Here is a 17829-nt window from a genome sequence, read left to right as displayed (position 1 = left end):
TCCGGTGCGTTTTTTTCAGGCTGCAAGGAGATGGATACGCAATGATCGCGCGCTTTGACGAAGGACAGCGCATGTCCCTCGCAGTGGCCTACGGTCCCTTTTTTGAAACTGCCGGGATCGTTGCCGATGGTCCTGCGCTGGATGTCGTCGGGCAGGCACGCGAGGCTCTGGCAACAATCGAATCGCTGATGGCCCGCGCTGGGATCACGCGCAACGATCTGACCCGAGTCCAGATCTGGATCGCCGACTACGCGTTGTTCGACCAGGTCAATACGGTGTATGACGCCTGGGTAGAAGGATTCCGCAAGCCGGTACGTGCTTGCGTCGAAAGTGACCTGGGTAGATACCTGATCGAGATCCAGGTATTTGCCTTCCGCTCATCCACGGAGTCTTCTGAAGCACCTGTTCCGCGGCCAGAAGTCGGAGCGGATTCCAGCGACCTTCTACCTGACAGCCCAGGTGCATCAGTCATTGCCTGATGCAACGCTACAACTGAATCAGGCCGCATCAGTACAGCGACGGGCTACCACCCGCTGTAGCCAAGAGAAACTCGAACCGCCGTTCGGAATGGTTTGACCAGTGCAGGTACGTGCAGCACCTGTCTGCCTCAAGGGTGGGGCGCGCGGGTGTCCGAATGGACAGGGGCGCAAAAAACAAGGGCACCGGGTCAATCCCGGTGCCAGTGCCTGCACTACCTGCTCCAGAACACATTCACCTGCTCGAAACCGGTCTCGAGGGTGAACAGGTCGCCGCCGATCTCCATGTCGCAGGCCATGGCCCGGTAGTCAATGTAATGGACCAGATGCTGGGGAATGCTGGTGGTCTCCTCGGTCAGCTCCTGGGCATAGTCGGCCAGCGAGGCATAGCAACCGCAGTAGTCCTCCTCGGCGGCCTTGCGCGCATGCTCCAGATCGTTGAAATGGGAGAGTAGGGCGCCGCCAAAGTCGGGGTACTCCTCGATGAACCAGGCGATCTCGTGGGCGGCTTGCAGCCCCTCGTATTCGCCGAGGCGGTAGCCGTCGAAGCCCTCGAAGTCGTGGATGGCGTACTCCTCCGCACCCTCGACCGGTGAGGCTGCGAGCATCGCGTCGACTTGCGCCTGGATGTCGTCCAGGTCCAGGATCGCATCGATCCAGACGCCATGCAGATGACCGGCGTTGTAGGCGGCCAGGTCGGCAACGTAGATCCTGATTTCTTTGCTCATGGCTTTCGCTCCTTCGTCTTCAGGGTTCTGCGCTTGCGTTGCGCATGAACCCCTGCCGACTAGGGCGACTAAGGCCGTCGTGAAAAAATCAGGAAAAATCGCGGAGGCTCCACCCAGCGCAGCGGCCGGGTGGAAACCGTCTATTTTTCTTGATTTTGAGGGGGCAAGAACCCCTGCTCTGGGAGTGGGAAAGGGTCACCACTGGTGGTGACAGCCCAATGCTTCACACACACATGTGGCACCAAAGGCAAGCGAAGCGCGCAGGCCCAAGGGGCCGGAGAGGACATGCGCGTCTATCAAGAAATCCTATGGCGGGCTCTACAGAATCGAGCCGGCTGAGCCGGCTCGAGTTTCGTGCCTACCGCGTCAAAGCCAGATCCCGGGTCCGCTGCTCATTGCGCTGCAACGAACACAGCCGCTGGTGAATACGGCTCAGGAAACCGACCTCGAAAGCACGCCGTTCCATTGCACAGGGGAGAAGATCACGCTCGGCGATCATGATCGCCCACAGCCAGCCGCTGCGAGCATTGTCGAGCCAGGTCTGAGCCAGTCCGACGCCTTGGTTGAAAGCCTGCCGGCAGTCCGCGGCCCAGATGATTTCCATGCCGGGATGGCCATCGTGTGGCGGGAGACAAGTCATGACGCCCTCGCTCATCGGGCACCTCCTCGCGCTTCAGACAGCGCGCGACGGAACAGCACGACCATCTCGTCGAGTAGATCCTGGGCCGAGTAAGCCGCCACCCGCAGGCGCAGGTTTTCCGGCTGGAGTCCATCCGGCCCGGCCATTTGATCCAGCAAGTTGCCGAGCATGGTGGCGCGCAGTTCGGCCGCAGCCTCGACGGGGAGGGGAGAGCGCTCGGATTCATGCAGCGGACTAGGCCGCCGTGGGAAGGGAACAACGCAGGTTTCGAACTCAGCCATGGCACACCTCCGGAATAGAGGTGAACAAGACCAAACTCCCAAGGCGGAGCTCTCGGGTAAAAAGGAGGTAGCGCATTTTCCTTATGCTCCTTGGACGGGTTAAGGAGCCGCCTACCAGCCTTCTCACGAGCATAGGAGGCGGACCGTGCAAGGGTGAGAATCCGGCGTCCAAGGAAACCGGCCGGGCAAAAGCCCGCCTCACACGGTCCGCCATAGAAGCGCTGTAGCACAATGCGTAAACATTGGCTCTGCTCTACGGCGCTACCGTGCCTTGGACAACATCCGGGTTCTCACGCCCGGTCGTGGGATTTACCACGACGGGCGCACTCTAGCCTGCGGGTTTCAGGATGGCAACCTACTGTGGCGTAGTTAAGTTGTTGGAAACTGGTGGTGTTGCCGCCGTTGACCGGAACACATGAACGAGTAGACGGGGAGGTCTCTCGTGAAGTCTGCCCCAATAGCCCGTGATAATTCACAAATGGGCCGCTCGGGGGGTGAGCTGCACAGCTGCACGAAGCTTTTAGTGTTTCTGCATCGGGTCTTCGATCTTGTGCGGATGCGCATCGTTGGTTTGACCCGGTGCAGTCTCGAAGGCCTGCGCGTCGTCGTTGCCCATGGAGTTGCGCAGGCCTTTTATCGTCTCACCCAGATCCGATCCCAGTCCTTTCAGGCGCTTAGTGCCGAACAACATGATCAGGATCAGCAGGATGATCAGAAGCTTCCAGATACTGATGCCGCCTATACCCATGATGGTTACTCCGTAGTGAAGGTCTGAAGGCTAGCCCCGGTGGCCAGATGCCTGCGGATCTGGATCGCGCAGACTCCGATTGCGGTTGGTGGTTATCTGACGACTGGATTAGCCGATGGCCTGGGTTACTAGCGCGAACTGCCGGACACCACCAAGGGGTACGGGCGGCGTTCCTCGGGCCATCTGTGCGACGCTATCGACGTGCCGCAATCCCGCATCGCTCAACCAGTCGCCGAGCCCGATGTCCGCCAAGACATCCAGGCGCACGAATTCCCCCTGGACGTGGTCAAGCAGCTCGGCGATCAGATGCTTGGCTTGTTCCGGCGTCTCCGCGACAATTGGGCCGATGACGTGGCCACGGCCGAAGGCGCGGAGCATCGCGAAGGCGCGCAATCGGCCATCGCGCTCTATGACGGTCGTCCGCTCGATCGCGTCTTGGAGATCCTGGAATACACAGGTTCTGTCGAGGCCGCTGCCCGCATGGGCCAGTTCGAGTACCTGTGGCCAGTCCTCGACCCTGGAAACTCTGCAGTGTTCGCCAGCCGCCAGGGCAGGGCGCGCAATGTGTTGCACGTGACCTTGGTGCTGATGAATCTCGCCGAACTCGACAAAGCCCTGGCTGGCATACAGCGGCACGCCAGCGAGCGTCGCGTTGAGTACCGCCGTTGCCGAGCCGCAGGCTTGCAGGGCCTGCTCCATCAGCTTGCGACCGATACCTTGACCCTGATAGTCATCGCTCACGATGACCAGGCCGATGGTGGCGTAGTCACCTTGCCGGCAGGAGAAGGCCGTTCCGATCAGGCGACCGGCATCCTCCACAACGAACCCTTCAGCGACGTGTTGCAGCATGGCCCAGTCGTCCAGGCGGTGCGGCCATTTGAGCTGCACCGACAAGGCATGGGCCGCCGGCACGTCGGCGGCGGTCATGGGGCGATAGGTATACCGATGATTCTGCGAGTCGGGCATGACAGGTCTCCGTGAATGGGCCGCACGGCTTTGATTGCGTGTTCGATGGAGCCTGTATCCCACCTGCGCCGAAGCGTGGCAATAGGTGCCGGTTAATTCGGCATATTCGCCAAGCGGACAGTTGTGCAGGCCATAGTTACTGCTCGTACGGGCGCTGGGATCGGCAGTAAATGCCGGGAGAGATTTTGCCTTTGTGGCACACGGTTGCAGCCCTCCAGGAGGTATGGACTCACCTTCGGTGGTGTCCGTGGCGAGCCATGTTTCATCCATGATTGATACTCGACATTGGGCTATTTGAATCAGCAGGGTGTAATCAGCAAGGAGGCGACAGCCGTGCGAATAGCCTCGGCCGTCACGTAACCGCCTTCAAGTCTACGGTCGGGCACAAAAAAGACGCCCGGTTGGGCGTCTGGAGGCAATGGAGCGTGGAGGATGCCTTCGAAAAGAACTTGCCGATCCCTGGCAGAATAAAGTGGCGATTGTGCTTACAGGATGCTCAGGGGGTACTCGATGATCAGGCGTACCTCATCGATATCACTGTCGAACGAACTGGAGCGATGGGTGGCCTGGCGCACGCGGAAGGACAGGTCCTTGGCAGCTCCTTCCTGGACCACATACTTGGCTTCCAGGTCGCGCTCCCAGTGATGCTCATCGTCCGCTCCGGCGCGGAAAGAGGTGCCAGTCGGATCAGCCTTGGTGAAGTCGATCTGATCGCCTTTGATGTAGCGCGCCATCAAGGTCAGGCCAGGCACGCCGAAGCTTGCCATGTTGAGGTCGTAGCGGATCTGCATCGACCGCTCGTTGGGGGCGTTGAAGTCCGAGTACTGAACGGAGTTGGCCAGCCAGATCGAGTCGACGCCAATGTAGTCGAAGGTTTCGTCGCCGTCGATTTTCTGATAGGCCAGGGTCAGCTTGTGCGGGCCGAAAGCATACGCGGCTTTGGCCGACCAACTGGTAGTGTCCAGTTCACCGGCACGTGCTTCTCCTTCGTCACTGGTCTTGTACGCAGTCAGACCGAACGACAGGGCGTGTTGGTTGGCAAGCGGGAGGATGTACGAGGCGCTGCCGAAGTATTGTCGCCAGACCTCCTCGGCTTCGCTGGCGTAGGCCATGAAGACGAGCCTGTCGTTGACCTTGTAGGAGCCCCCGAGAAAGTCGACGCTGTCCGCTTCTACGCCGCCGTACGTGGTTAGCAGCTTGTCGTCGGAGTTGGTCGAGTTTCTGCCGTTGTACGCGGTGAAATGGCCAGCCTCGAAGAGGAGGTTGTCGAGCTCGCTGCTGGACAGTTGGAAGCCGGTCGCCACTTCCGGCAGCAGACGGTTGTCGCCCATAGCGAATACCGGTGCGGTCGGGCGCTGTTCGCCGTACTTCAGTACGGTGGAGGAGACCCGCATCTTCACTGCGCCGCCGATCTCACCAAAAGCATCAGGTACTTCGGCATCAGCAGTCTGGTTATTGCTGATCGGCAGCAGGCCAGCGCCGGCGCGCCCGCGACCGGTATCAAGCTTGACCCCCCCGTAGGCGAAGGTATCCGCGCCGAACCCGACCGTGCCCTGGGTGAAGCCGGAAGTGAAGTTGAGCATGGCTCCGTGCGCCCACTCCTCACGATAACCATTGCGCTCGCTGACAGGCTTCGAGCGGTTGATCCCCTGGCTATTACTGCCGCCGTGACGGAAATCTCGGTTCATGTAGAAGTTGCGGTTAAGCAGAGTGAGGCTGCTGTCTTCGATGAAGCCTTTGGCTTGTTCCTGGCCAGCTACGGCCAGTTGCGAGACGGCGGTTATCGCCAGTGCGAGACAGCTCGGTTTAAGGGCGCTCATGGAGTACTCCATTGATCTTATTAGTGTTCATTGCCCAGATGGGGGGCAACGCTTTTATGGCAGCTCAGATGAATCGCGTCGGTTCGAGGTGTGAGGACGTTGGGCTCGTTCGGTCATTGCAATCGACTTAGAACGCGGCTGACCGGCGAGGACCGCACCCGTCCTCTCCCCCGAGCGCGGTGGCTATATCTCAGCTGCAAATCAGGGCTGGCAAGGGGGGCGGATCAATTCGGTGGATTACATAAGTTTCGGATTTTCAGGCAGCAGCTAATGCTCGAGCGAGGTGGGAAGTCCGCAGCAAATATCGGGTGATATTTCCTAGCATGGAGACCTGGCAGCGGAGCCCACCAAGCCGGTGCCAAACCTTCTTTTCGAACTCCTTCATGAGTCGCCGATGCGCGCCTCATCTACTCCCTACCATTGGAGACACTATCGATGTCACACCCTATTGCTTCGCTGCTGGTGCACGCCGACGGCATTCCTGCTGCAGCGTTTCCTCCCGCCTCCCTGAGTTCGTCCGATCCCTTCGGCGACGTTCGCCAAGTGGCCTATCAGGGCAACGATGGCATTTCCGCTGGCACCGTCCAGGCAAGTGGAGAGCTAGTCGTCGAGGATTACCCGCACACTGAAATGCTGGTTGTCCACGCCGGAAAGGTCGGGCTGCAGGACGAGCAGCAGACGCTCGAGTTGGGTGTCGGAGACAGCGTGGTGATAGGTCGTGGTACGGCGCTGCGCGTGCAGGCGCAGGCCGGTAGCCTCTGGGCGTTCTGCGCACTGAGCCAGGGCGACGAGCGCAAGCCCGGCCTGATCCCGCTCGATCCGCGCGCGGCGCTGAATCCCTCGCAGGGGCCAGATGCGCAGATCCTGATTAGCCCCGCCCCGCAATGCCGTTCCCATAACGCCTTCGTGGATACCACCAGCAATCTGCTCATCGGTGTTTGGGATTCGACGCCCTACACGCGTCACGCTCGTCCGCACAAGGTGCATGAGCTGATGCACCTGATCGAAGGCAGCGTCACCCTGCAGCTCGCCGACGGCGTCGAGCTGAAGGTCAATACCGGCGATACGGTATTCGTGGCCCAGGGCACACCCTGCGCCTGGGAGAGTAGCGTCTACGTTCGCAAGCTGTACGTCGTCAAATAAGCCTTAGTGGTCGGCGCTTGCGCGATAGCGATCCGCAGGCGCTTATGGGGCGTAACTGTTCCGAACGGCACGCCGGGGCTGCCGCGTTTCAGCCAACTGGATCGGATTGCAGAGGAGGGGCAGGGTTGCCCAAGGCAGTCCGATACGCGCTCACAGGTTCGAGCAGCTCGGTCGATAACGAAGGGGTAGAGGAGGCGGGAGCGAGGCTCCCGCCAGAGCGGCGAGGTGCTCAGAACTCCGAGACCTTGCCCCAGACGCCTTTGTTCAGGCGTGCGAGGCTGTACTGGGTATGGTCCACGAACGGCGTCTGCCCCTGTGCCAGTTCGGCGATCAGGCGCCCGGCGCCGGGGCCGATGCCGAAGCCGTGACCCGAGAAGCCGGCGGCCAGGATGAAGCCTGGCAGGTTTTGCGCCTCATCGATGACCGGTACGCCATCGGGGGTGCTGTCGATATAGCCGGCCCAGCCTGCCTGAACCGGTACGCTGCCCAGGGCAGGCAGTAGACGGCGCGCGCGGGCCAGGGTATCGCGCAGTATCGATTCCGACGGGCGCGGATCGAGGATGCGCACCCGCTCCATCGGTGTGGGGCGGTCGAGCGCCCATTTGCTGCGCGTCTCATGCCCGTACTGCCAACCCTGCAGACCGCCCGGCGAGAGCATCTGCCAGCGCTTGGCGAACATCGGCAGAAAGTACGAGGAGAAGCGCAGTTGCTGTGGCGTCGGATCCACGCAGGCACGTCCGGAAATGGCCAGGGTATAGCCGCCGTCGCCGCGCCGGGTGACGGTCACCTCGCTGGTATGCAGCGTATCGGGAAGCCCCTGGACTCCCGGCATGACCGAAAGGATGGAGGAGCGAACCGAAGCCTGCGGAAAGCGAATGCCTAGCTGGGCGCAGAAGGAGGAGGCCCAGGCGCCGCCGGCCATTACCACCTGGCGGGTCTTGATCACGCCCTTTTCGGTGATGACTCCCGATACCCGACCCGCCTCGGTCTCGACGCCGCGGGCGGCGCAGAACTGGTGGATCGTCCCGCCATGCTTGAGCACTCCCTTGGCGATCAGCGGCGCCGCCCGCGCCGGGTCGGCGATGCCATCGGACGGCGAGAACACGCCGCCCAACCAGGGCTTGCCGGTGGCCGCGCCGCGTTGTGTGGCCTCGGCGCTGCTCAGCATGTGGGACGTGACCCCCTGGGTCAGCGCGAAGTCGCGCCATCTCGACCATCCGTCCAGTTCGGCCTGGCTATCCGAGAGATAGAACAAACCGCAGCGGCGGAAACCAAGGTCTACCCCGAGGTCAGTGGTGATCTCCTCCCAGAGCGCGAGACTCTTGGTCGATAACGGCAGTTCGCGCGCATCGCGGTTCTGCTGGCGGCACCAGCCCCAGTTGCGGCTGGATTGTTCTGCGCCGATACGTCCCTTCTCCACCAGAGCAACACTCATGCCCTGGCGCGACATGAAATAGGCGGCGCATACGCCAATGATGCCGCCGCCGATGACGACGACATCGGCGCTTTTCGGCAGCTCCGGACTGGACTGCATGGTGATCAAGGGAGCCGGCATTCTGTTCTCCTGGCCTGGAATCTGTTGTTTTACGGCTTCGCAGAAAGCGGTGCAGAGCAGCGCTGCAAGGCGGCTGCAAGGCCGTGTCGGCGCGCGCCGATAAGCTGATCGATGCGCACCAGAGCGGATGATCGAAACTGAGATTCGGGTCTGCTGCCTTATCGCTCGATTCGGCGCGGCAGACAGGCTTCGGCAGTCACTCATGCCGTTGCGCTGATCCTATCTTAGGCATCGCACCCCAAAGGGGGCTGTCGTATTGGCAGTGTGCGATCGCAGAATCGGGCGTTTTCCTGGGGGCGCCTGGAAGTTTCTGCTGCGGTGCTCGGCGCAACAGGTTCTGCAGCCTCTGCGCCTTTCCTCCCGCCTGCGAAGAAGGTGCGGGAATGCATGCTACAGGGGCTTTGGCCTCGCGCGATGCATACGTCGCAGGAGCGGAGCGTTAGCTTTCGTCGATGGCGAGGAAAGTGTGCGGAAATAGCGTATTCACCCGGTATTCGAAATTTTCTGCCGAGCGCTCGCCAGCATACTGCTCACAGAAAACCGGCCCTGCCTTGCCGCGCTACTTGCGCCGAACAGGGCGAGCAGTCCCGGCATCGATGATGCTTGCGTAAGCCCGGTCAATTACGGCTGCCCAGATCAAAAGAACAGTGAGGTCCTGTAGATGAAAACTCTGCTGCTTAACAAAGCAGAAGTCGGCAGATTGATATCCATGGAGGAGGTCATCGGAACGGTGGAGGAGGCCTACAAGGCCTTCAGCGCTGGGCAGGTGGTACAGCCCGATTACATAGGCATACATCTGCCGGAGCCGCGCGGAGAGATCGACTTCAAGGTCGGTTACTGCAAGGCCAATGAAATCATCTCGATGAAGGCCTCGTCCGGCGGCTTCCTCGATAACCCGGCCGCGCATGGTGTGCCCAACGGCATGGGTAGCGTTCTGCTGTTCGATGCCAGGAGCTGCGCACTGATCTGCGTGATGGATGGAAGCCTGCTCACCGGCCTCAGGACGGGCGCGTCGGGCGCCGTCTCGGTCAAGGCGCTGGCGAGAAAGAATGCCAAGAAGATCTCCTGCATAGGCACCGGCAACCAGGCGCGGATGCAGATTCGCGCCATCAGCCTGGTGATGGAGATCGAAGAGATCCATGCCTGGAGTAGAAGCCCGGAAACGCGCGAGCGCTTCAAAGCGGATATCGAAGGCGAGTTCGGTATCCCGGTGATCCTGGCGGATTCGAAGCAGGAAGCGGTCGAGCAGGCCGACATCCTGATCACCACCACCCGTGGCAAGGGCTCGCTGGTGGAAGCGAGCTGGGTGAAACCCGGCACTCATATCGTCGCCATCGGCACGGATATGAAAGGCAAGCAGGAGTTGGATCCCGAGATATTCAGGCACGCCAAGATAGTCAACGACTCGATCTCGCAGTGCATCGAAAAAGGGGAAACCTGGCATCCGCTGAAGGAGAAGATCATCAGCCTGGACGATATCCACGGCGAACTCGGCGAGATTCTGCTGGGCAGAAAGCCGGGCCGGGAGAGCGACCAAGAAATCACCATCTTCGACTCCACCGGCATGGCCATCCAAGACAACACCACCGCCGAAAAAATCTATCGTAATGCGCTGGAAAACAACGTCGGAACCTTCTTCGCGTTCCTTTGAAGCGTGACTATTCAGCAATAGGAGAGAGGACATCAGATGCGCGACCATCCGACCATTCAGGACATTCGGGAAGCCCAAGAGCGGCTGAAACCCCACATCAAACATACGCCGCTACTGCGTGCGGAGAAGATAGAAAAGGCCGCCGGTTGCCAGCTCTATCTGAAGCCAGAAACCCTGCAGATCACCGGGGCGTTCAAGATTCGCGGCGCGCTGAACAAGACGCTCTCGCTGCCCAGGGAAGAGATCGCCAACGGCATCATCGCCACCTCTTCCGGCAACCACGCCCAGGGGCTCGCCTACGCCGCTCGAATGCTGGGGGTGAAAGCCATCCTGGTGCTGCCGGTGACCACTCCGAAGATCAAGATCGCCAATACCGAAGCCCTCGGGGCGGAGGTCATCCTTTTCGATGGCGACAACGCTGCCCGCTGGAAAAGGGTGTACGAAATCGCCGAGGAAAACGGCTATGTGCCCGTCCATGCCTTCGAAGACCCGCTGGTGATGGCCGGCCAGGGCACCATCGGCTGCGAAATCCTGGAGGACCTGGCGGATGTGGATACCGTCATCGTCCCCATGGGCGGCGGCGGCCTGATTTCCGGTATTGCCACCGCCATCAAGGAAACCCGGCCGTCTGTACGGGTCGTCGGCGCGGAGCCGGCGCTGACGCCCAAGTACTATCACAGCCGGTTGAACAAGGAGCGCACCTCGCTGCCCTTGAAGAACACCATCGCCGACGGCTTGCGCTTAAGCGTGCCGGGGCGGAACCCCTTCCCGATCATCGAGCGCTACGTCGACGAGATCGTCCTGGTCGAGGACGAGCACATCATCGAAGGCATGCGCGCCCTGGCCAAGGACGCGAAACTGATCGCCGAACCCGCCGCCGCGATCGGCATCGGCGCCCTGCTGGCGGGCGTGGTCAAGGTGCGGCCGGATGAGAAGGTCTGCGTGGTGCTGAGCGGCGGCAACTGGGACCTGCGGGATCTGGCCGAGGTGTACGGCACTGCCGACTAAGCAGTCGGTGCGCTGAAGAAGCGGGCAGAGTGCGCGATATAGCCTCGGCCCCCCAATGAAGAACGCCCCTCCTTATGGAGGGGCGTTTTTGTTTGGTGCTGTCCCAATGTTGCGCTGCATGGGCCGAATCCTTTTGCGGGGGGGGCAGAGCGTAGGGTGCACCGTGCGCACCGGTGGAAACAGAACTCGCTCGGCAGCGCAGAACCGGCTGTTGCGTTGCGCAGGCAGTTTCTATACCTCGTTTGAATAGGCAGTTCTGGGAGCGCGAAGGCGGGCGATCACGGGCCTTGCGAGGCCGGCCGCAGATGCTGCCAGCAAGCTCCATATCGAAAAGGAATCTGCCTGAGTCACCCGGCAATAGAGCATTTCAGTAGGGCTGCGATTCATAGACTTGTAGTCACCAACCCGTCATCCACAACCTGGAGATCGCTCAAGTGACATACAAACCGAAATTCATCAGCTTCGATTGCTACGGCACGCTCATCAACTTCGAAATGGGCCCGACCGCGAAAAAACTCTTCGAAGATCGCGTTCCGAGCGAGCGGATGCCGGCCTTCTTGGACAGTTTTCGCTTCTACCGTCTCGATGAGGTATTGGGTGAGTGGAAGCCGTTCTTCGATGTGGTGGAGAACTCCATTCAACGCACGTGCAAGAAGCACGGCGTGGAATATCGTCCTTCCGATGCGCTCGCCCTGTACGAGGCCGTGCCGACCTGGCAGCCGCACCCGAACGTCGTCGAGACGCTCGAGGCAATCGCTCCGCATGTTCCGCTTGTGATCCTGTCGAACTCGATGGTCGATCTGATCCCGCACAGCGTCGCCCACCTCAAGGCGCCTTTCCACGCGGTCTACACCGCCGAGGAAGCCCGCGCCTACAAGCCGCGGGCGCAGATGTTCGAGTACATGTTCGATCAGCTCGGCTGTGGTCCGGAGCAGATGATGCACGTCTCGTCGTGCTTCCGTTACGACCTGATGACCGCGTCGGATCTCGGATTCATGGCCAAGGCCTTCATCGACCGCGGTCACACGCCTGCCCGCGACGGCTATGGTGTCAACCGCCTGACCGATATTCGCCAGCTTCCCGGTTTGCTCGGCCTCGATTGCCTGGCCCAGACCGCCCCGATGAAACGGGGCGCGTGATGGCAGACAATCGTCCGATGGCGGCAGCGGCGTTGAGCACGGCGGCACCCAGCCTCGCCCCGAACGAGGTGCGGGCCCTGGTTCGCCGTCTCTACGGCATCGATGGCAGCGTTAAATCACTGGTGGGCGAACGCGACCAGAACTGTTGCCTGGAGAAGGCCGACGGCAGGCGTTACGTCGTCAAGATCAGCAATCCATCGGAGCCGCTTGCGGTGGTGGATTTTCAGATCGCGGCGCTAGAGCACATCGCCCGCGTCGCGCCCGGCCTGCCGGCGCCGCGGGTGGTGCGCACGCTTGGCGGGCGTGCGCGCGACAGCGTAGCGCTGGCCGGCGGGGTGCAGACCAGCGTGCGGATGCTGACCTATCTCGACGGCGTGCAGATCCGCGAGACCCCGCGCACCGCCGCGCAGCGGCGGGCCATGGGGCGATTGCTCGCAGAACTGAACCTGGCACTGCGCGATTTCAACCATCCTTCGGCGACGCACGATCTGCTGTGGAACGTTTCCGCGGCGAACCGGCTGGCAGCCAAGCTAGATGCAATTGAGGATGCCCCACGGCGCGCGCTCGCCGAGTCGTTCATGAGGCGCTTCACCGAGCATGTGCTGCCGCGTCTGCCCTCGCTGAGGTCGCAGGTCATCCACAACGATTACCACCTCTACAACGTGCTGGTCGCCCCCGAGGATCATCAGCGCATCGTGGGAATCATCGACTTCGGCGACATGCTGCATGCGCCGCTGGTGGGGGAGGTCGCCACGGCGGCGGCCTTTCACATGGCTGGCAGCGCCGATCCGTTCGAGGGGCCGGCGCAGTTCGTCGGCGCTTATCACGCCACGCTGCCGCTCAGCGAAATGGAGCAGGAGGTCGTTGCCGATCTCATGGCCACACGTCACCTGATCACCGTGTTGATTTCGGAATGGCGGGCCAGGCGCTACCCGGAGAACTGCGCCTACATCATGCGCCACAACCCCGCCTCGTGGGAGGCGCTGTCGCTGATGGCCGATCTTTCCCGCGATCAGGCGCGCGACCTATTACTCACCGAAGTACGCAAAGGACAAACCAATGAAGAGCACCACTGACCTCAACATGGTCAACGCCTATATCCCCGGACGCGCCGAACTGAGCCCCGCAACCGCGGCGATGATCGAGCGGCGCGACGCCTTGCTCGGCCCGGCCTATCGGCTGATGTACGAGCACCCGCTGCATATCGTGCGCGGCGAGGGCGTGTGGCTGATCGATCCGGAGGGGCGCCGTTACCTCGACGTGTACAACAACGTGGCCTCGCTCGGGCATTGCCACCCGGCCGTGACCGAGGCCATTTGCCGGCAGGTGCAGACGCTGGCGACCAACACCCGCTATCTGCACGACACCATTCTCGAACTGGCCGAGCGCCTGCTCGCCACGGTGCCCGAGACCGAGCTCGCGCATCTGATGCTGACCTGCACGGGTAGCGAGGCAAACGACGTCGCCTATCGCATCGCCCAGGTGCGCACCGGCGGCACCGGCGTGATCGTCACCGAGACCGCCTATCACGGCTTCACCGATGCGGTGTCGAAGTTCTCGCCTTCGCTCGGCGTGACGGTCGATCTCGGGGCCCACGTTCGCCTGGTGCCGGCGCCGCGCCTCTACCATGCCGAGGGTGCCGATCTCTGCGAACGCTTCACCCGCGATGTCGCGGCGGCGATCGCCGATCTGCAGCGTCACGGCATCAAGCCGGCGGCACTAATCGTCGATTCGCTGTTCACCAGTGACGGCATCCTGCCTGAGCCAGCGGGCCTGTTGAAGGGCGCGGTCGAGGCGATCAAGCGTGCCGGTGGCATTTTCATCGCCGACGAGGTCCAGCCTGGCTTCGGCCGGACGGGCGAGCACATGTGGGGCTTCCAGCGTCATGGCGTGATCCCCGACATCGTCACCCTGGGCAAGCCGATGGGCAACGGGCAACCCATCGCGGGGCTGCTGGCCACCGCTGAGGTGTTGGCCGAGTTCGGCAAGAATTCCAGGTACTTCAATACCTTCGCCGGCAACACCGTCTCCTGCGCGGCAGCGTTGGCCGTGCTCGATACGATCGAGAAGGAAGGCCTGCTGCAGCATGCCGCCAGGGTCGGGAAGGTCCTGCGCGACGGTATCGCGGCGCTTGCCGACCGGCACGAGGCCATCGGTGATGTACGCAGTGCGGGCATGTTCGTCGGTGTGGAACTCGTCGCGGACCGCACAACGCGAGCCCCCGACCGCGAGCTCACCACCCGGGTGGTCAATCTGATGCGCGACAAGGGTGTCCTGCTCAGCGCCTGTGCGATGGGACACAATGTGCTGAAGATTCGACCGCCGTTGGTGCTGACGGCAGAACAAGCCGGTATGGTAATCGAGACGCTCGATGCAGCGCTGACTGAAGCGCAATCTGCAAAGGCGCGTTAACCGGCCTCGAAGGTAATCGACATGCGACCTACGGCTTCCCTCGACCCGTTCGATATCAAGATTCTCGTGCACCTTCAGCGCGAGGGGCGCTGTTCGAATGTCGATCTGTCGGCGGCCATCGCCCTCAGTGAGAGTCCGTGCCTGCTGCGCACCAAGCGTCTACAGGATGCCGGCGTCATCCGCGGCTACCGTGCGGAGGTCGCGCTGGAGAAGCTGGGCAGCCACGTCATGGTGTTTTCCGAGGTGACCATCAGCAGCCATCGACCCCGTGATTTCCGCAAGTTCGAAGCCGGGGTCGGCAAGTATCAGGAGATCGTCGAGTGCTACAACGTCAGCGGCGGTTACGACTACCTGCTGAAAATCGTGGCACCCAGCATTACCTGGTTCCAGGCGCTGATGGATCGGCTGCTGGAGGACGATATCGGCATCGAGAAATTTGCCAGCCGGATCGTGCTGCGTCAGCCGCTCGATCAACGCGGCTATCCGTTGAATACCATCGCAAGTGGTAGGCCGGACTGGGATTGATCGAGTGGTGTTGGAGGTTCGGCGCCATGCATCACAAGGAGCTGTTGCCGTTTGGGCACGAGGTGCCGAGCGCCGCTCCCGTAGGGTGGGTTGGCGGCGCCGAATGCCGGTCCTCCAGGCGCAGCTGAAGGTCGTGCGCCGCTTAACCCACCAGGCCATGGATGGCGTTGCGCCGGTGGTGGATTACGCCGCTCCAGGCACAGCGAGTCGATCGACAAACGCAACAGGCGGCTAACCCACCCTACGAAGCTGCGGGCTTAAAAGGACTTTCGGTAGATTGCGCGAATGCAGGCCCGACAGGCCGCAGCTACTGCTCAAACGGGGGGTAAGGTCGGCAGCAAATATCGGCCGATTTTCTCTACGATGAGGGCCTGGTAACTCGCTGCCGAACCGGTGTTCGGCCCCTTTCCGGAGTCCTTTATGAACAGCTTCGACCCCAGCATCGTCAAGGTACGCAGTGCTCATTTCATCGGCGGAACCTATCGCGACGGTCTGCCGGGGCTGGAGGTGGTACGTCCCTCCGATGGCCAGTATTACGCGCCGTTGCCCATCGCCGACGTGGCGCTGGTCGACGAGGCGGTGGAGAATGCCTGGCAGGCCTTCTGCCGCAGCGACTGGGCGAGCCGTCCGCCGCGTGAGCGCTGTCGCGTGCTGCGCCGCTGGGCCGATCTGATCGAGGCCGACGCCGCGACCCTGGCGCCGCTGGAGGCGGTCGGCTCGACCCGTCCGCATAAGGACGTGCTGGGCTGGGACATTCCCTATGTCGCCGAGGTGCTGCGCTTCTTCGCCGAGCTGGCGGATAAGCATGGCGGCCAGGTGGCGGCCACCCAGCGCGATCGTCTGGGCATGCAGATCGCTGAACCCTACGGGGTGGTAGGCGCCATCGCGCCATGGAACTTCCCGCTGAGCATGGCTAACTGGAAGGTCGCGCCGGCCCTGGCGGCCGGTAACGCGGTGGTGCTCAAACCGTCGGAGCTCACTCCGTTCTCCATCCTGCGCTATGCCGAGCTAGCGGTGCAGGCGGGCATCCCGCCGGGCATCTTCAACGTGGTGCAGGGCGACGGTCGCCTCACTGGCGATGCTCTATGCCGCCATCCGCGAATCAGTAAGGTGACCTTCACCGGTTCCACCACCACCGGCTCGAGCATCATGTCGACCTGCGCCAAGTTCGGGCCCAAGCCGGTTACCCTGGAGCTCGGCGGCAAGAGCCCGCAGCTGGTGTTCGCCGACGTGCCGGACCTGCGCAAGACCGCTCTGAGCGTTGCCATGGGTATCACCGGCAATGCCGGCCAGGTCTGCGTCTCCGGTTCGCGGCTGATCATCGAGCGTTCGATCCTCGAGCCCTTCGTCGAGCACCTGCAGGGCTATTTCCGCGAGTTGCGCCCGGGCCATACCTGGTCGGCACAAACCAGCCTGTCGCCGATCATTTCGCGTCCGCAGGCCGAGCGCATAGACGGCATCGTGCAGCGTTCGCGTCAGGCCGGTGCCGAAGTGCTAGAAGGCGGTGGCCCCATCGACGGCCTCGGCGGAGCCTATTACCAGCCCACCTTGTTGAGTGTGGCGGACAGCCGCAACCCGGCGGTGCTCGAAGAGGTCTTCGGCCCGGTGCTGACCATCCAGACCTTTGACGACGAGCAGCAGGCGCTGCAACTCGCCGAGCATCCTACCTACGGGCTGGCGGCCGGGGTGCATACCGCCGATCTCAATCGCGCCCTGCGCCTGGTCCGTGGCCTCGAGGTCGGCACCGTGTGGGTCAACCGGTACGGGCGCAGCAACGATCATGTACTGCCCACCGGCGGCTACAAGCGTTCAGGCATCGGCAAGGATCTGGGCAGTGAGGCGTTCGAGGCCAATCTACGGCACAAGAGCGTGTTGATCGACATCGGTTGATACTGCTGCGATATGACCTGCAAGGGCGCCCAAATGGGCGCCCTTGGTGTTTGTGCAGGCCCGCAAAAAAGGCGTGTGGGGCGAGGTTCTGCTATTTGGGAGTACTTCGCAGAGTCTGCTGAGGTTGGCTCGAATTATTGTCTTTTTGTATCGAGTGGGTCGAACTTTTAACGTCATCTGCTGGGTTCGCGGTGCTGTAATGAAGTCGTGGTGCTGCGACCTATCGTCGCCTTTATCAACGAACTTTCAGGACTGCCCATATGAGCTTCATGCGCCCCAAGTACATCACCTTCGACTGCTACGGCACGCTGACCAACTTCCAGATGGGGCCGCTGACCCGCGAGCTGTTCGCCGATCGCGTTGCCCCTGAGCAGATGGACCAGTTCGTCAAGGATTTCACCGCTTATCGCCTGGATCAGGTGATGGGTGACTGGCGGCCATATGATGAAATTCTCGATACCGCCATGTCGCGCCTGTGCAAGCGCTGGGGCATCGAATATCGCGGCGAAGGCCAGCTTTACTACAACGCCGTGCCGACCTGGGGCCCGCATCCCGACGTGACGGCCGGCCTGGCGAAGATCGCCGACAAGATCCCGCTGGTGATCTTCTCCAACGCCATGAACGAACAGATCATGTCCAACGTCGACAAGCTGGGCGTGCCTTTCCACAAGGTTTTCACCGCCCAACAGGCCCAGGCCTACAAGCCGCGTCTGCAAGCCTTCGAATACATGCTCGACAACCTCGGTTGCGGTCCGGAAGACGTGCTGCACGTTTCTTCCAGCTTCCGCTACGACCTGATGCCGGCCGAAGACATGAAGATCAAGAACAAGGCCTTCGTCGCCCGTGG

Annotated in this window: 16 protein-coding genes and 1 pseudogene; 10 read left to right on the top strand and 7 right to left on the bottom strand. The window is 61.9% G+C overall.

What is annotated here, in order from left to right; translation table 11 throughout:
* Nucleotides 1-71: 71 nt before the first annotated feature.
* Nucleotides 72-371, top strand: a pseudogene (locus E8F12_RS08335) (RidA family protein); the annotation flags it as partial.
* 320 nt (nt 372-691) lie between these two features.
* On the opposite strand, the gene E8F12_RS08330 reads toward E8F12_RS08335, so the two are convergent.
* From E8F12_RS08330 to E8F12_RS08305, 6 genes are all read right to left on the bottom strand, one after another.
* Nucleotides 692-1204: an antirestriction protein ArdA gene (locus E8F12_RS08330; RefSeq protein ID WP_280324778.1), complete on the bottom strand. Its 513-nt coding sequence runs from the start codon at nt 1202-1204 to the stop codon at nt 692-694.
* A gap of 358 nt (nt 1205-1562) precedes the next feature.
* The gene (locus E8F12_RS08325) at nt 1563-1859 is read right to left on the bottom strand and encodes a LasR-specific antiactivator QslA (RefSeq protein WP_069084332.1); all 297 of its coding nucleotides are present in this window, start codon (nt 1857-1859) and stop codon (nt 1563-1565) included.
* Complete coding sequence (locus tag E8F12_RS08320; RefSeq protein WP_280324777.1) at nt 1856-2125, bottom strand: hypothetical protein; 270 nt, start codon at nt 2123-2125, stop codon at nt 1856-1858. The genes E8F12_RS08325 and E8F12_RS08320 overlap by 4 nt, the downstream gene beginning before the upstream one ends.
* A gap of 520 nt (nt 2126-2645) precedes the next feature.
* A complete protein-coding gene (gene tatA / locus E8F12_RS08315) occupies nt 2646-2873 on the bottom strand; it encodes a twin-arginine translocase TatA/TatE family subunit (protein WP_280291375.1) in 228 nt (75 codons plus the stop codon).
* A gap of 108 nt (nt 2874-2981) precedes the next feature.
* Nucleotides 2982-3839 (bottom strand): GNAT family N-acetyltransferase, encoded by an 858-nt coding sequence (locus E8F12_RS08310; protein WP_280324776.1) that lies wholly within the window; start codon nt 3837-3839, stop codon nt 2982-2984.
* Between the two features lie 485 nt (nt 3840-4324).
* Entirely contained in the window at nt 4325-5659 is a 1335-nt protein-coding gene (locus tag E8F12_RS08305) for an OprD family porin (RefSeq protein WP_280324775.1), read from the bottom strand.
* A gap of 435 nt (nt 5660-6094) precedes the next feature.
* Between E8F12_RS08305 and E8F12_RS08300 the strand changes: the two genes are divergently transcribed.
* Complete coding sequence (locus E8F12_RS08300) at nt 6095-6802, top strand: cupin domain-containing protein (protein ID WP_280324774.1); 708 nt, start codon at nt 6095-6097, stop codon at nt 6800-6802.
* A gap of 229 nt (nt 6803-7031) precedes the next feature.
* Here E8F12_RS08300 and E8F12_RS08295 read toward each other — a convergent pair whose 3' ends face one another.
* Complete coding sequence (locus E8F12_RS08295) at nt 7032-8357, bottom strand: FAD-binding oxidoreductase (protein WP_280324773.1); 1326 nt, start codon at nt 8355-8357, stop codon at nt 7032-7034.
* A gap of 661 nt (nt 8358-9018) precedes the next feature.
* Between E8F12_RS08295 and E8F12_RS08290 the strand changes: the two genes are divergently transcribed.
* From E8F12_RS08290 to E8F12_RS08255, 8 genes are all read left to right on the top strand, one after another.
* Nucleotides 9019-10008 carry an ornithine cyclodeaminase family protein gene (locus E8F12_RS08290; protein WP_280324772.1) on the top strand — a complete coding sequence of 330 codons (990 nt, stop codon included), beginning with the start codon at nt 9019-9021 and terminating at the stop codon, nt 10006-10008.
* Between the two features lie 36 nt (nt 10009-10044).
* Nucleotides 10045-11016, top strand: coding sequence for a threonine/serine dehydratase (locus E8F12_RS08285; RefSeq protein ID WP_280324771.1), 972 nt, complete (start codon nt 10045-10047; stop codon nt 11014-11016).
* Between the two features lie 434 nt (nt 11017-11450).
* Entirely contained in the window at nt 11451-12155 is a 705-nt protein-coding gene (locus E8F12_RS08280) for a haloacid dehalogenase type II (RefSeq protein WP_280324770.1), read from the top strand.
* Nucleotides 12155-13231 carry a phosphotransferase gene (locus tag E8F12_RS08275; protein ID WP_280324769.1) on the top strand — a complete coding sequence of 359 codons (1077 nt, stop codon included), beginning with the start codon at nt 12155-12157 and terminating at the stop codon, nt 13229-13231. Before E8F12_RS08280 ends, E8F12_RS08275 begins: the two co-directional genes overlap by 1 nt.
* The gene (locus tag E8F12_RS08270) at nt 13215-14567 is read left to right on the top strand and encodes an aspartate aminotransferase family protein (RefSeq protein ID WP_280324768.1); all 1353 of its coding nucleotides are present in this window, start codon (nt 13215-13217) and stop codon (nt 14565-14567) included. Before E8F12_RS08275 ends, E8F12_RS08270 begins: the two co-directional genes overlap by 17 nt.
* Before the next feature lie 21 nt (nt 14568-14588).
* Nucleotides 14589-15092: an Lrp/AsnC family transcriptional regulator gene (locus E8F12_RS08265; protein ID WP_280324767.1), complete on the top strand. Its 504-nt coding sequence runs from the start codon at nt 14589-14591 to the stop codon at nt 15090-15092.
* A gap of 420 nt (nt 15093-15512) precedes the next feature.
* Nucleotides 15513-16982 carry an aldehyde dehydrogenase family protein gene (locus tag E8F12_RS08260; protein ID WP_280324766.1) on the top strand — a complete coding sequence of 490 codons (1470 nt, stop codon included), beginning with the start codon at nt 15513-15515 and terminating at the stop codon, nt 16980-16982.
* A gap of 260 nt (nt 16983-17242) precedes the next feature.
* On the top strand, nt 17243-17829 hold a 587-nt coding region (locus E8F12_RS08255; protein ID WP_280324762.1), incomplete at its 3' end, for a haloacid dehalogenase type II.

Source organism: Pseudomonas sp. BN102 (assembly GCF_029871245.1).
Taxonomy (GTDB): domain Bacteria; phylum Pseudomonadota; class Gammaproteobacteria; order Pseudomonadales; family Pseudomonadaceae; genus Metapseudomonas.
The sequence above is the reverse complement of the archived record's forward strand: the minus strand, read 5'-3'. Positions and strand labels throughout refer to the sequence as shown.

Coding starts and splice junctions, on each gene's coding strand:
- E8F12_RS08330 (WP_280324778.1), bottom strand. CDS start 1,204: ATGAGCAAAGAAATCAGGATCTACGTTGCCGACCTGGCCGCCTACAAC.
- E8F12_RS08325 (WP_069084332.1), bottom strand. CDS start 1,859: ATGAGCGAGGGCGTCATGACTTGTCTCCCGCCACACGATGGCCATCCC.
- E8F12_RS08320 (WP_280324777.1), bottom strand. CDS start 2,125: ATGGCTGAGTTCGAAACCTGCGTTGTTCCCTTCCCACGGCGGCCTAGT.
- tatA (WP_280291375.1), bottom strand. CDS start 2,873: ATGGGTATAGGCGGCATCAGTATCTGGAAGCTTCTGATCATCCTGCTG.
- E8F12_RS08310 (WP_280324776.1), bottom strand. CDS start 3,839: ATGCCCGACTCGCAGAATCATCGGTATACCTATCGCCCCATGACCGCC.
- E8F12_RS08305 (WP_280324775.1), bottom strand. CDS start 5,659: ATGAGCGCCCTTAAACCGAGCTGTCTCGCACTGGCGATAACCGCCGTC.
- E8F12_RS08300 (WP_280324774.1), top strand. CDS start 6,095: ATGTCACACCCTATTGCTTCGCTGCTGGTGCACGCCGACGGCATTCCT.
- E8F12_RS08295 (WP_280324773.1), bottom strand. CDS start 8,357: ATGCCGGCTCCCTTGATCACCATGCAGTCCAGTCCGGAGCTGCCGAAA.
- E8F12_RS08290 (WP_280324772.1), top strand. CDS start 9,019: ATGAAAACTCTGCTGCTTAACAAAGCAGAAGTCGGCAGATTGATATCC.
- E8F12_RS08285 (WP_280324771.1), top strand. CDS start 10,045: ATGCGCGACCATCCGACCATTCAGGACATTCGGGAAGCCCAAGAGCGG.
- E8F12_RS08275 (WP_280324769.1), top strand. CDS start 12,155: ATGGCAGACAATCGTCCGATGGCGGCAGCGGCGTTGAGCACGGCGGCA.
- E8F12_RS08270 (WP_280324768.1), top strand. CDS start 13,215: ATGAAGAGCACCACTGACCTCAACATGGTCAACGCCTATATCCCCGGA.
- E8F12_RS08265 (WP_280324767.1), top strand. CDS start 14,589: ATGCGACCTACGGCTTCCCTCGACCCGTTCGATATCAAGATTCTCGTG.
- E8F12_RS08260 (WP_280324766.1), top strand. CDS start 15,513: ATGAACAGCTTCGACCCCAGCATCGTCAAGGTACGCAGTGCTCATTTC.